Origin of the sequence: Paenibacillus sp. FSL R7-0333, from assembly GCF_038000365.1 — a bacterium.
Classification (GTDB): domain Bacteria; phylum Bacillota; class Bacilli; order Paenibacillales; family Paenibacillaceae; genus Paenibacillus_AQ; species Paenibacillus_AQ silagei.
Genome location: NZ_JBBOBZ010000001.1, coordinates 4438090 through 4452033 on the forward strand (window position 1 = coordinate 4438090; position 13944 = coordinate 4452033).

The 13944-nt window shown below is 53.1% G+C and carries 9 protein-coding genes; all 9 read right to left on the reverse strand.

What is annotated here, in order from left to right:
• Window positions 1-52: 52 nt before the first annotated feature.
• Window positions 53-2035 carry a DNA topoisomerase IV subunit B gene (parE, locus tag MKY86_RS18765; RefSeq protein WP_036732950.1) on the reverse strand — a complete coding sequence of 661 codons (1983 nt, stop codon included), beginning with the start codon at window positions 2033-2035 and terminating at the stop codon, window positions 53-55.
• Window positions 2036-2108: 73 nt separating this feature from the next.
• Window positions 2109-3098 (reverse strand): ABC transporter permease, encoded by a 990-nt coding sequence (locus MKY86_RS18770; protein WP_036732948.1) that lies wholly within the window; start codon window positions 3096-3098, stop codon window positions 2109-2111.
• Window positions 3091-4074, reverse strand: coding sequence for an ABC transporter ATP-binding protein (locus MKY86_RS18775; protein WP_036732945.1), 984 nt, complete (start codon window positions 4072-4074; stop codon window positions 3091-3093). Before MKY86_RS18775 ends, MKY86_RS18770 begins: the two co-directional genes overlap by 8 nt.
• Window positions 4075-4122: 48 nt before the next feature.
• On the reverse strand, window positions 4123-5043 hold the full coding sequence (locus MKY86_RS18780; protein ID WP_076079228.1) for a GDSL-type esterase/lipase family protein: 921 nt from the start codon (window positions 5041-5043) through the stop codon (window positions 4123-4125).
• Between the two features lie 431 nt (window positions 5044-5474).
• The gene (locus MKY86_RS18785; protein WP_076079227.1) at window positions 5475-6254 is read right to left on the reverse strand and encodes a CAP domain-containing protein; all 780 of its coding nucleotides are present in this window, start codon (window positions 6252-6254) and stop codon (window positions 5475-5477) included.
• A 265-nt stretch (window positions 6255-6519) separates the two neighbouring features.
• Complete coding sequence (locus MKY86_RS18790; protein ID WP_076079226.1) at window positions 6520-8481, reverse strand: WG repeat-containing protein; 1962 nt, start codon at window positions 8479-8481, stop codon at window positions 6520-6522.
• A gap of 1478 nt (window positions 8482-9959) precedes the next feature.
• Window positions 9960-10967: a galactose/methyl galactoside ABC transporter permease MglC gene (gene mglC, locus MKY86_RS18795; protein ID WP_076079225.1), complete on the reverse strand. Its 1008-nt coding sequence runs from the start codon at window positions 10965-10967 to the stop codon at window positions 9960-9962.
• Between the two features lie 109 nt (window positions 10968-11076).
• Complete coding sequence (locus MKY86_RS18800) at window positions 11077-12588, reverse strand: sugar ABC transporter ATP-binding protein (protein WP_076079224.1); 1512 nt, start codon at window positions 12586-12588, stop codon at window positions 11077-11079.
• Window positions 12589-12743: 155 nt separating this feature from the next.
• Window positions 12744-13814 carry a galactose ABC transporter substrate-binding protein gene (locus MKY86_RS18805; RefSeq protein ID WP_076079223.1) on the reverse strand — a complete coding sequence of 357 codons (1071 nt, stop codon included), beginning with the start codon at window positions 13812-13814 and terminating at the stop codon, window positions 12744-12746.
• Window positions 13815-13944 lie beyond the last annotated feature (130 nt).

The window sequence follows — 13944 nt, forward strand, 5'->3', positions numbered from 1 at the left end:
ATTAAAAACAGCGGAAGGTTTCGTCACTTCCCACTACTACTTACGATCTTTGTTACTCCACGATCTCCGTGAAGTCGACGTTCTCGACAATCCAGCGCTTACGCGGATCGACCTTATCGCCCATCAGCGTGGAAACGCGGCGCTCCGCCTTGGCGGCATCCTCGATCTGCACCTGAAGCAGCGTACGCGAATCGGGATTCATCGTAGTCTCCCACAGCTGGTCCGGGTTCATCTCACCCAGTCCCTTGTACCGCTGCAGCTCGAAATTCTTCCCGAATTCCTTCAGATAATTCTGCAATTCCTCATCGCTCCAGGCATAGCGGACTGTCTCCAGCTTACCCGATTTGCGCGTCAGCTTATACAGCGGCGGCTGGGCGATATAGACCTTGCCGGCATCGATCAGCGGCTTCATGTAGCGGTAGAAGAAGGTCAGCAGCAGCACCTGGATATGTGCGCCGTCCGTATCGGCATCAGTCATAATGATGATTTTGGAATAATTGCTGTCCTCCACGGCAAAATCAGGCCCGATTCCCGCACCGATTGCCGAAATGATCGCCTTGTATTCGTCATTCTTCAGGATATCCAGCAGCTTGGCCTTCTCGGGGTTCATCGGCTTGCCCTTCAGCGGCAGGATCGCTTGAATCTTAGAATCCCGGCCTTGCTTCGCGGAGCCACCGGCTGAATCGCCCTCGACGATGAAGATCTCGGTACGTGTAACGTCCTTGGACTGTGCAGGTGACAGCTTGCCGCCCAGGTTCGAGCTCTCACTGCGCTTCTTGCCGCTGCGGATCTCATCACGGGCCTTGCGGGCAGCTTCACGGGCCTTGGAGGCCTGGATCGATTTTTTCAGCAGACTCTGTGCAACTTGGGGATTCTCTTCCAGGAACCGCGCCATCCGCTCGGAGACGATGAAGTCCACGGCGCTGCGGGCAGATGCGCTTCCGAGCTGATCCTTCGTCTGTCCGACAAACTCCACATCCGACATCTTGATGCTGATGACCGCCATCATGCCTTCGCGCAGATCATTGCCCTCCAGATTCTTATCCTTCTCCTTGAGCAGCTGCGTGCGGCGGGCGTAATCATTCAGCACACGGGTATAGGCTGTCTTGAAGCCTGTCTCGTGTGTTCCCCCGCTGCGGGTAGGAATGGAGTTGACAAAAGAAGCGATCGTCTCCGTATACCCCGCATTATACTGCAGCGCGATTTCCACCTCGATCTCGTCCTTCTCGGAGCTGAAATGGATTACATCGTGCAGTACATCCTTGCCTTCGTTCAGGAATTGCACGAACTGGCTGGCGCCGCCTTCGTAGAAGAATTCATCCTGACGCCCGCTGCGCTCATCGCTCAGATTGATTCTAAGCCCGGAATTCAGGAAGGCGATCTCCTGTACCCGTTCTGCAAGCGTATCATAGTTGAATGAAATGCCCGCAGCGAAGACGCGAACATCCGGCTTGAAGGTAATCTTCGAACCGGTCTTATTCGTATTCCCCAGTATCTCAAGACCGGTCACTGGCTCACCGACATGTTCTTTTCCGCTTTTGTCGACCCAGTATTCAAAGCGCTGACGGTGAATCTTGCCTTCGCGGTAAATCTCCACTTCCAGCCACTCGGACAACGCATTGGTAACCGAAGCCCCGACCCCGTGCAGGCCGCCCGACTTCTTGTAGCCGGAGCCGCCGAATTTGCCGCCTGCATGCAGTATAGTGAATACCACCTGCGGCGTTGGGACTCCTGTCTTGTGCATTCCGGTCGGTATTCCGCGTCCGTTGTCAATGACGGTCACCGATCCGTCTTTACGCAGTGTAATATCAATCTTCGAGCAAAACTTGGCCAAATGCTCATCTACGGCATTATCTACTATTTCCCATACTAAATGGTGCAGACCCGAGGAACTCGTACTGCCAATATACATGCCGGGCCGTTTGCGGACCGCAACCAGACCTTCGAGCACCTGAATGTCGTCAGCATCGTATCCAGTCCGGCCTGCTTCGCCGTTCTTAGAGACTTTTGCAAACATATCGATCTGTTCGAGCATTCATGCTCCTCCTTCACTTGTCTTCCTGTCTCTCTAAAAATGCAAACAAACGTTTTCGTTCACTTTGTACATTCTAATTCAAAATATCCCGTTTCGTAAAGACGGCGAATGAAATGATTACGGCCGCAAGCCCCCAAATGCCCAGAACCGCCATCGAAAAGCCCAGTGTCATGCCCTCTATCGGCGCGGGAGTGCCCGCTAAATAAGTCGTCAGCTCCATATTGACCATAAATAAATATTTGGCCGCCGTCCAGGCGGAAGCCATATTCGTCAGGATCGTTCCGGCAATCAGCGCCGCCATCATCACTACAATGCTCGCAGCCGTACTGCGGACCAGCACCGACACCATGAAGGCCAGCAGGGCCACCACGATGCTGACATACCAGATCAGCCCGCCCTGCATCAGCAGATACTTCCACTGCTCCACGGCATGAACCTTCGTCATATCCACAGTATCACCGTTTAGCTGGAAGCCTGTAAAGACTGGAACATTGAACCCCTTATAGCCAAAAGCCAGCCCCGATATCAGATAGCTGATTACGAATACGGACAGGACAATCAGCGAGACGAACATCAGCAGCGCTACCATTTTGCTGAACAGTACCTTCCAGCGTCTGACCGGGCGGGTCAGCAGCATTTTGATCGTGCCTGTCGTCCGCTCCCCGGAGACCAGGTCGGAGGCAACCGCCATGATCAGCAGCGGAATGAACAGGGAGACGGAATTATTGACAAACTCCCGGGTGAACGTTACTCCGCTCGGCTCGTTCGGATTCACATCATGGTCCAGATAATACTGCAATTGCTGGAGAAAAATCCGCCGGTACGACTTCCATTCCTCCGGAATCCGGTCGCTGCCGAGCGAATTCTGGTTATCGGTAATCTGCTGCTGGATCTCCAGCCTCCAGTCAGAGTTAAATTTGTCACGGCTGCGCTCGGCTATGCGCATTTGCGCATAGGTAAACATTGGCACCAGCACGAGCAGGATGAGCAGGATGACATAGAAACGTTTCTTTTTAATAATCTTCAGGCACTCATTTCGGATGAGCGGCAGCAGGTTAGTCAATGGCTTCACCTTCCGTTAGCTTCAAGAATAGCTGTTCCAGTGTAGGGTTGATTTTATGCACAGCCCGGACTTCCACCTCTTGTGCAACCAGCACGGCAACAATCTCCGGGATCAGCTCCTCGTCCATCGCCGTAACCAGGGAATTCACGCCCATGCCTGCGATGACCGAGTCATCCAGGGTAACCTCGTCCAGATGAAGCAGCGCGATATCCGGCCGCCCGGCCATGATGTCTCTTGCCCGCTGAAGCGGCTCCAGCTCCCACAGGACATAAGGCGAGTTACGGGCAACCAGCTCGTCTACAGCGCCAACAGCGAGTACACGGCCTTTGCTGATAATGGCTACCCGGTCGCACAGCAGCTGAATTTCGCTCAGCAGATGACTGGACACAAAGACCGCCAGCCCTTCGTCTGCCAGCTTACGAATGAATTCGCGCAGCTCCTTGATCCCCTTGGGGTCCAGGCCGTTGGTCGGCTCATCGAGAATCAGCAGCCGGGGACGGCCGAGCAGAGCTTGGGCAATACCGAGCCGCTGGCGCATCCCCAGCGAATACGTGCTGACTTTATCCTGGATGCGCTGATCGAGCCGCACAATTTCAACGACCTCGGCAATCCGCTGCTCGTCCACTCCGGGCTGCATACGGGCGAAATGCTGCAGGTTCTCCCAGCCCGTCAGATACGTGTAGACCTCGGGATTCTCGACAATAGAGCCAACGTATTGCAGCGCTTTTTCCGGATTCCGGTTCACATTATAGCCGCAGACGGTAATCGTCCCTTCGCTCGGGCGGATCAGGTCCACCAGCATGCGGATGGTTGTGGTTTTGCCTGCCCCATTCGGACCGAGAAAGCCGAAGATTTCGCCTTTTTTCACATCAAACGTGACATCATCTATAATCCATTTGCGGCCGATTTTTTTACGCACTCCCCGGGCGGACAGAACGACTTCTTCCCCCGGTGCCTCATGAATGGTTCTCGCCATCTTATACAGCTCCTTGCCACAGTCATTTCTGTTCAAAAAATCATCGATTCAACGAACCGCCTGTACAATCCGCTCGCTCATCCGCTGATAGCCGTCCCCGTTCGGGTGAAAATGATCATTTGACAGATATTTCGCCAAATGGCGGTCAAACAGGTCAAAGGTCGGGACCAGCGTCATGTTCTGATGCTTGTTGATCATATCCATCGCCGCATTATTCCACGCCGTTACCGCCTGATTACCGGGAATTAGCAGCCCCTCGATATCTCCAAAGGGATTATACAGTCCGATGTAATAGACTTGGGCCTGCGGATTCACTTCTGCAACTGTATCCAGTATGCTGCCCAGCCGTTTGGCGGCCCCAGGCAGAGCGGAGAGAAGCGATTCCGGGGTCAGATCACCTGCAGACGCGGTTGGAACCGGGGTAGTGCCTTCTACCTTGTTATTGGCAGGGGCTTCCGTGCTCTGAGGTACCGCTTGCTCCGAAGGCTTCGCAGAGGCGGCTGCTTGTCCGCTGCTCCCGCCTGTGCCCAGAATATCCGAGCCCCGGAACAGGTCGTTCCCGCCGATGGAGATCAGGATGACATTCGCCTGACGCAGCGCGTACTGTACCCCTTCCTCCTGAAGCTTGCTCTGTAAAGCAGCTGTGGTCAAGCCGTTAATGCCCATATTGCCCAGCAGCTCTGCCTTTCCTCCATTGGCCGACAAGGCATCCACGGTCCGTCTAACAAACCCTTGCCCGGAGTTGTCTCCGGTCCCTTTGGCCAGAGAATCACCAAGCGCCAGGATCTTGTATTCGTCACTTGCCGCGGCTGTCGGTGCAGCCGTCTCCTGCGGAAGGGACGAGAGGAACTGCTCCCCCTTCGGGTTCAGAATATCTCCCACTGCATACACAAATCCTGTAATCAAAAGTAAAGTTGCCAGGATGGACACCAGGCTTACTGTCCTCCAGGTCCATTTGGATTCCTTCAATGCTATCCCTCCATCTGCCGTACTCTTCTGCCTCTTCCATCATTCACAACATTATTAACTATGTAGATAAACATAATTCTTCTTTGCACAATTTGCAAACCGTAGGGGGGTTTAGGTGGGGGCGCGGCTGCGGTGATTTTGGACTTACGGCCGCTGTTGTCTCCAAATTTATTGAATGAACCGTTATACGGTTAAAATTCGGAGACAAAGGCGGACGCATTCGCTCCTACAGTTCCAAAATCCCCTCCGCCGCTTCACACCTAAACGGTGGAAGCAGTAAGGGCGGCACGATGGCGCTACGCTGATCGTGCAAGACCGCGGACTGCGGCACGATGACGCTGCGCTAATCGTATCAAGACCAATATTACTTTAATATCCTAAAAACATAAAAACGCCCCCCGGCAATGCCGGAGGGCGGAGTTAACGTAACTTTATTTACCGATGAATTCCTGGACCCAGTAATTATTATCGAAGCCCACGCCGATGTAGTTGAAATTCGCGCTCAGGATGTTAGCCTTATGACCCGGGCTGTTCATCCACGCCGTCATAACTTCCTGAGGGGTCTTCTGGCCCATAGCGATATTCTCACCAGCCGCCTTATACGTAATGCCGAACGCCGACATCATATCAAAAGGTGATCCGTAGGTCGGAGAAGTGTGTGAGAAATAGTTGTTCGAGCGCATGTCCGCAGCCTTCGCCGCAGCCACTTTGTTCAGGCTGTCCAGTGCGGAGACAGGGGCTAGTCCAGCTGCAGCGCGCTCTTTGTTCACCAGTGCGACTACTTGCTGTGTGTAGCTGGAGGCGTTATTGCCAACTGCAGGAACCGCAGATGGGGCAGGGGTTACCACAGGTTTTGCAGTGGCAGCGGGGGCCGGGGCTGGCTTAGCAGTTGCTGCCGGTGCCGCTGTAGCCACTGGTGCTGCTGTTGCAACCGGCTTAGCCGGAGCTACCGGCTGTGCTGCCGGGGCAGCTGCAGCTGGCGTTGTGTATACAAAGGTTTTAGTGACAGTGTACGTATTGCCATCCAGTACAAAGGTCTTCGAATTGTTCTGTGTGAAATAGTCCATGAGCTGTGCGAAATTCATATCTGATCCGGCTGCCGCAGAGGCACCGGCTGCTGCTGCGTTTGCTTGTAATGGAAGAGAAATGCCAAGCGCCATAACAGCGGCTACGCTTCCACCTATCATTCTTCTCAAAGTCTTGCTTTTCATTCTGCCATCTCCTTAATCTTCGTTGTGGTGTATCATGGGGACAAGGGTGTCTGTCTACATATGTTACAAAGTTGTAATCTGTTCTTAGGTCATTGTAACACAAAACTATCAGCTGTGCGCTTCTAAATTCTGTCATTTTATAGTATAGAAAGGATTTCATAGATAGGAAGGCTTGTCCCTCCGCCAGCGGCAAAAGAAAACAGCATTGCCGTCCTTTTCAGGACGGCTGTGTCTATCCTATATATCGGCGATTCTATCGCTTATTTTAATGAAAAGACTGCCAGAACTCCCCTTCGGTCGAGATCAGGCCCATAATCTCAGCATACGGAATGCGGAAGGTTGGAAATCCTGCGGCGTACGGAGCAATCTCATAAGGTGCAAAATACAGGTACAGCGCCTCAGCATCCACATAAAAGGGCTGATCGGCTGTAATGCCTTTATACGTATCAGGGAAAACATAGGAATACTGCGGATCATTCGCAATCTGCTTGCCGACAATATCACTGAGCTTCTGCACGTATTTGCTGCCGGGCTTGAACAGATCGCTGAGCGTGTAGAACTTGCCGGTGCGCAGGTTGATATGCTCATAGATCCGCGTAGGCATGCCGTGCGCAGCGCCGAACGGAAAATGATAACCGCTAAGCTCCAGCACCAGCAGATTCTTGCGGAAGAAGGATACGGCGAAATCTCCCGTATAGCTGAAATCCTGCGTGCCTCCCCCCGTCCCCGCCCCGTATGGGAGCGACAGGCCCCGCAGCTTGTCATTCACTGCCTTCGAGACCTCAGCAACCGCGATCCCTTCCACGACCGGATAATAGACCAGATAATCCCGGTTAGGCTTGTATTTCTTCTCCAGCACAGAGTATGGCGGTCTGAGCGGAATGACCCCGTTTTGCCGCCAGACCTGCTTGCCTTTACGGTCATAATAAGAGGTGCGCAGATCAATATCCGCGCGGATCAGGCTGCCGCTGAAGGACAGTGATCCTGAGCCTGCGATGACCGGGGGCTGGGCGGCTTTTTTCCCGCTGGTGTCAATAAAATACGTATCCTTCGCATCATACACCGACGCGAGTCCCTGCTGATAATTGTTCACGCCCAGCAGCGGGTGGGTGCTGAGAATTCTTCCGGTCAGCGCATCGGCGATGACATATCTGGAGCCTCTGTAGGGCTGATCCGCATACAGCGGGGTCCCCAGCGCCACACGGTTCTCTCCCAGCTGCTGCACCTCATAATAGACGGCGGGAATGATCATTTTCCCCTGCTTATCGATCAGACCGTAGGCGTTGCCATAATCAGCGGCTGTGTTAATCACCGCCCGGCCCTCCGAGAACGGCAGAGCTGCCGTATACTGCGGCTGGATAGCAATCGTGCCGTCCGTGTGCAGATAACCGTATTTTCCATTCTCCGTCGCCTGAAAGGCCAGCAGCCCATCCCCCGGATACCCGACAAAAGGATGTTTGTACGTATGCAGCACCACGCCATGGAGATCAATCAGCGCATATTCCCCTTCGGCTATTTTGACCAGTGCAGTCCCGTTTGAGAAATCCCCGGCGTCCAGATAGACGGCTGGCAGCACCTCTTTGCCCTGGGCATCCAGGTAGCCATACAACGAGTTCCCCCCGGTAGTATTCTGCTTGGAGAACAGCGCACGGCCTTCGTGCAGCGAATTCAGATAGTCATAGCGCGCGGACGTCACCTCTTTGCCTTTTTCATCAATAAAAGTGTAGCCCTTCACATCCGACACCACGGCCCGCCCCTCGGAAAAAGGACCAATAAAATTATAGACCGGTTTGACCCGCTCCCGCCCGGAGCTGTCAATCAGACCGCTGACATTCCCCCGCTGCACTACCGCCAGGCCATTCTCCTGAAACTCCTCCGCATAATCATATCTCGGCTCAATCACAATCCGGCCGTCGTTGTTGATATATCCCCACAGCGTCCCGTCCTTAAGCTTAAAAGGAGCCGGATGCAGCAGCGCTGCCCGCAGGCCTCCGCCGTCATCCGGAAGCACAATGAGCGCCTCCAGTGGCTTTTTGGAGTAGTCTACACGATATAAGCCCGCCTCTGCCGGGATTGTCACGAACAAATCCTCTTCCGCACGGATGAAATCCTCCTCCTGCTGCGGAATACACTCATTCCAGCCGATACCGTCCCACCGCCATACCTCCGTCTGAATCAAACCGTTGTCGTTCCCTTTTCCCAGCTCGTTCAGCTTAATCCTCAGCATGTTGTCGTTCTCCTTTACAAAGGCTTTTGCCTATAGACTATGAGAGCGAGGGGGAAAGGGTGTGCTTGGGCGTTAAAAAACAGAAAAGCGATGTCGTAACTGCGGTGAGTTTTGGACTTCCGGCCGCTGTTAGGTTTGGATTTCTTGATTCAGACCGCTGTTCGCGGTAGAAATCCAAACCTAAAGGCGGACGCTGCCGCTCCTACAGTTCCAAAATCCCCTCCGTTACTGCTGCCTTTCTGTTGTAAAAACACAAACACACCCTTTTGGAGGGTGTGTACCGGGTGAACAAGGGCTGCTGTGCCTGCCCTTGAAATATGAGAATAACCCTTTTGCTGGGCAGGCAAAGGTTTATAAAACTCTATAAAGGATAGAGGTCTAAAACTCTATTCAGCGGACTGGACAAATACGTCCGTAAAAACCGTGCTAATTCTGCCTGTTACCAGTCACTTGACTGCAACCCGACTACTTACTGCTAACTTGCTGACTGCTAACTGCTGACTATTCAATATTGACTGCTGACCGCTAACTATTTACCGTCTGCTACCTGATTACTAGCCACTTGTTACTTGCCGCCCACTGCCTGCTACCTGAATGCTAACTGCTTGTCTCCTGCTGCCTGCCGCCTGACTGCTTGCCACTTATCACCTGGCACCTCTCCCCCCACCCTCTGCCCCCTGACGCCTCTAAATCAGAATAAAAACTATTAATTAGTTACTGTAAGCTGCGAAATCCTGCCCAAAATGCAACATTCGGCTATGTATATCGACTTTAAACTAACATTGTTGTATGAAAGGCAGCATTTGTCCGCCCGCAAGCCAATTAGAAGAGGAAATGTTGTAATTCGTGCAGCAATCCCCCCTGAGTACCCCTACTCGAGCCAACTGGAATTGCATTTATTGCAACATTTTAGGATCATGTGATAGGAGAAGCAGATGGAAATCGGGAACCGAAGGAGGGGTAGCATCCGGAAGCCCCAAATCCGGCAGGCACGTGTATTCGAATGATTTGGAGCAACGCTGCGACAAATCCGAGCAGGCCAAAAAGCGTTTGCGTGGGTACCGCAAACGCTCTTTCCCTGCCTTCCCCACCCTTGGTGAGATGATAGGAGTACCGGAGGGGATTTGAGACTGAAGGAGCGCCAGCACCCGCTGAGTTCTTGAATTCAATTGTAATGGAATTTGAATTATGAACTGATCCTCGGGTAGAAGGAAAGTGGCGGAGGGGATTTTGGAACTGGAGGAGCGGGAGCGTCCGCCTTTGTCTCCGGATTTCTACCGCGATTAGCGGTTTAAATCAAGAAATCTGGAGACAACAGCGGCCGGAAGTCCAAAACTCACCGCAGTCACGATCATACCTTCCACCCAAGATGCTCAGTTCAGTTCAAATTATATGAACACTTGAATTCAATAACTTAGGAGCGACAGCGGCCGGAAGTCCAAAATCCCCGCAGGTACGGATCATCACCGAACCCAAGCCTATTTTTTCGATGAATATTTCCGCATATCAAACGATACAGCCGCGATAATGATCAGGCCTTTGATGATCAGCTGATAGTAAGGGCTGATGCCGATGAAGGTCAGGCCGTAGTTGATCAGGGTGAAGATGATAACGCCGACCAGGACGCCCGGCACGGTACCAATTCCGCCGGTGGTGGATACGCCGCCGACTACGCAGGCTGCGATGGCGTCAAGCTCATACATGTTCCCGTAGTTGTTGGTCGCGCCGCCGGTTCTGGCTGCTTCAAGCACACCGGCCAGACCGTACAGGGCACCAGCGATAGCGTAGATGTAGATCAGGTTCTTGGAGACATTGATCCCGGATACCTTGGCTGCCTGCATGTTGCCGCCGATGGCGTACATGTTCTTACCCAGCTTGGTTTTGTTGAACAGCACCCAGACTATCGCCGCGACTCCGAGGGCTATGAGCACGATGTACGGGATGGAATACTGGCCGCTGCCGATGAAGCCGGAGCCGATGTCGGTGAAGTCGGAACGCAATCCGCCGATCGGCTGGGATTGGTTCGGGTCCATATCGAAGTAGAGCGAGTTCAAGCCGTACACGATGAGCATCGTGCCCAGAGTGGCGATAAACGGCGGAACGTTCAGCTTAGATACGATAATCCCATTGACGAGACCGCAGAGCAGGCCGGCCACAATGGCAATCAGAATCGGCAGCCAGACCTGCACCTGCGGCAGATCGGGGAAGAAGCGGCGGGAGTAATCGGGTATCTGCAGCATGGAAGCTGAGATCACCGCTGTGAAGCCGACCACCCGGCCTGCCGACAAGTCGGTCCCGGCTGTGATCAGGATAAAGGCCACCCCAAGCGCAATAATCACGCGTGTGGAGGACTGGATCAGGACATCCCGCAAGGTATTGATGGACATGAAGCTTGGCTCGTATATGATAATCCCCATGATCAGCAATACCAGCACGATGTAGATTGCGTTTTGAGTCACGAAGGACTGCGCTCTTTTAATAGTCATAATTGTGTTCCTCCTTAATTGTTACGCGAAGTTTAAGCATTCATTGCTAAGCTTCTTCAGCCTTGCAGCAGCCCTATGGTCTTCGCCGTCCTGTGAGTATAGCTCCTGATTAATGCTGTGCAGCGAGACGCATCACTTCGGTTTCCGTAGCCTGCGCACCTTCTAATATTCCTGTAAGCCGTCCTTCCGACATCACCATAACACGGTCAGACATCCCCAGCAGCTCGGGCATTTCCGAGGAGATCATGATGATGCTCTTCCCCTGCTTCGCCAGGTCGGCAATAATCGTATAGATTTCGAACTTCGCACCGACGTCAATTCCGCGTGTCGGCTCATCGAGCAGCAGCACCTCAGGCTCAGTGAGCAGCCATCTGGCCAGCAGCACCTTCTGCTGGTTCCCGCCGGAGAGATTCATAATCTGTGTCTTGGTCGTTGGCGTTTTGGTGCGCAGCTTTTCAATCATTTTATCGACTTCTACCTTCTTCTTGCGGCCGTTCAGCAGCAGGTATGGCGTCTTGTAGCGGTCCAGGTTGGCGATGGCGCCGTTCTCATGCACAGACAGCACCGGAAAAATCCCCGTCACGCGTCGCTCCTCGGTCAACAGGGCCAGCCCGTGCTTCTTCGCATCCTGCGGAGAGTTAATCTTCACCTTCTTGCCGTCAATCGAGATGGAGCCGGATTTCACCGCGCGCAGTCCGAACAACGCTTCAATAACCTCGGTTCGCTGTGCGCCGACCAGACCGCCGACACCCAGAATCTCCCCGCGTCTTAATTCGAAGGACACATCCTTGAAGGATCTGGGCTCGGGTGAGGTCAGACCTTCCACCTTCATGAACACCTTGCCTGGAACATTGGTGCGCTCCGGGAAACGGTTCGTCAGATCACGCCCGACCATCTTGGAGATAATCAGGTCCGTGGTCAGCTCGGCCGAGGGCCAGGTGCCGATCTTTTTACCATCACGCATAATCGTCACTTCATCGGAAATCTCCAGGATTTCTTCCATTTTGTGAGATATATAGATAATAGCTACGCCTCTTTTTTGCAGGTCCCGGATGATCCGGAACAGATGCTCCACTTCCACGCTGGTTAAGGACGAGGTTGGCTCATCCATGACAATCACGCGGGAGTGAAAAGAGACCGCCTTCGCAATTTCGATGGATTGGATCTTGGATACAGACAGCTTGCCCACCAGTGTTTCGGGATTCAGGTCGATATCCAGATCTTTAAATAAGTTTTCGGTGTCTGTGAACATTTTTTTGTGGTCAATGAACTGAAGCGGCCCGATGCCCTTGGTTGGAAAACGTCCCAGCCAGATGTTCTCCATCACGCTGCGGAAAGGTACAGGGTGCAGCTCCTGATGGATCATCGAGATGCCGTGCTTCAGTGCTTCGCTCGAATTGGAGATGGAGGCCTTCTGGCCATCCAGGAAGATCTCACCGGCATCCGGTGAATAGATTCCAAAGAGACATTTCATCAGTGTGGACTTGCCTGCCCCGTTCTCGCCCATAAGTGCATGAACCGAGCCCGGACGAACCTTAATGCTGACTCCATCCAGCGCCTTCACGCCGGGAAATTCTTTGGTAATGCCGTTCATTTCCAGCAAAAATTCCGTATTTGCCATGTTGTTACGCCCCCTACGCTTTTTTTCTTTTTCCATGAGAGGCACAGCGGTTCCATCCTGCTCCCTACCCGTAAGGAATTCCGGAGAGCGCATTGCAGCGCCCTCCGGGACTGGTATCTATGATACGTATCTGTAGCCTTGCACCTGTTAACGGATTACTTGGCGTCTGCTACGTTGTCTTTGGTGATTTTTTTGTAGGAGATCCATACGAACTGGTTGTCCGTGATGTCGAAGCCTACGTTCTCTTTGGTTGGCGTTTCGCCTTTGGCCAGCAGAGCGGCCAGGGTGATCGCTGCTTTACCTTGGTTGTTGGCATCGTTCAGTACGGTACCCAGCATCGTTCCATCCTGCAAAGCTTGAACCGCAGGAGCTGTTGCATCCACGCCTACAACCGGCATGTATTTGTCGCCGCTGAAGTAGCCTTGAGCCTTCAGAGCTTCGATCGCGCCGAGTGCCATATCATCGTTGTTGGCCAGTACGGCTTCAATCTTGTCGCCGTGTGAGCCGAGGAAGGCGGCCATTTTCTCCTGGCCTTTTACACGATCCCACATCGCGGTATCTTCAGCCAGCTTCTCCACCTTGATGCCTGCATCTTCGATGGCCTGGATGGAATATGTGGTGCGAAGTTCTGCATCCTGATGTCCCGGTTCGCCCTTCAGCATGACATACTGCAGCACGCCGTCGCCGTTCTTGTCCGCTTCAGGGTGTGCCTTCCAGTAGTCCACGATCAGCTGGCCGGACATAGTGCCGGACTCTTCAGCTTTCGCACCTACATAGTAGACTTTATCCCATTTCTTCATATCTTCCGGCAGCGGCTCGCGGTTCAGGAAGACCACCGGAATGTTCGCTGTCTTGGCTTTGTCAATGATGACGCCCGCAGCGGTGCGGTCTACCGGGTTGATCAGCATGCCGTTATATTTCTTGGTGATGAACAGATCCACCTTATCGTTCTGTGTAGGCTGGGAATTCTGGCTGTCTACGATATCAACCGTGGCAATGCCCTTGGCAGCAGCATCGATGGCGTTGCGGACACCCGTCATGAACGTGTCGTCGAATTTGTAGATCGCTACGCCGACCTTCGGAGTCTCAGCAGAACCGGAATTCGCTGTGTTAGCCGAAGTTCCTGTGTTAGCAGCGTCAGCCGCCTTGTTATTGTTGCCGCCGCAGCCTGCGAGAGCAGCACCCAGCAATGCACTTGCAAGTAGAACGGAAGTGATTTTTTTCATGTCTAATTGACCTCCTGAGGATATTTCTTTATTTGGGATGATCCCGGTGTGTCCCGGGTACATCCTTATTATGCCCTACGTGAAAACGGTTGCGAATATAAAATCCTACTCAATTTCATGAAAATTCTAA

Bases quoted from the DNA above. Each gene is read 5' to 3' on its own strand.
- parE (WP_036732950.1), bottom strand. From the start codon at position 2,035: ATGCTCGAACAGATCGATATGTTTGCAAAAGTCTCTAAGAACGGCGAA.
- MKY86_RS18775 (WP_036732945.1), bottom strand. From the start codon at position 4,074: ATGGCGAGAACCATTCATGAGGCACCGGGGGAAGAAGTCGTTCTGTCC.
- MKY86_RS18785 (WP_076079227.1), bottom strand. From the start codon at position 6,254: ATGAAAAGCAAGACTTTGAGAAGAATGATAGGTGGAAGCGTAGCCGCT.
- MKY86_RS18790 (WP_076079226.1), bottom strand. From the start codon at position 8,481: ATGCTGAGGATTAAGCTGAACGAGCTGGGAAAAGGGAACGACAACGGT.
- mglC (WP_076079225.1), bottom strand. From the start codon at position 10,967: ATGACTATTAAAAGAGCGCAGTCCTTCGTGACTCAAAACGCAATCTAC.
- MKY86_RS18800 (WP_076079224.1), bottom strand. From the start codon at position 12,588: ATGGCAAATACGGAATTTTTGCTGGAAATGAACGGCATTACCAAAGAA.
- MKY86_RS18805 (WP_076079223.1), bottom strand. From the start codon at position 13,814: ATGAAAAAAATCACTTCCGTTCTACTTGCAAGTGCATTGCTGGGTGCT.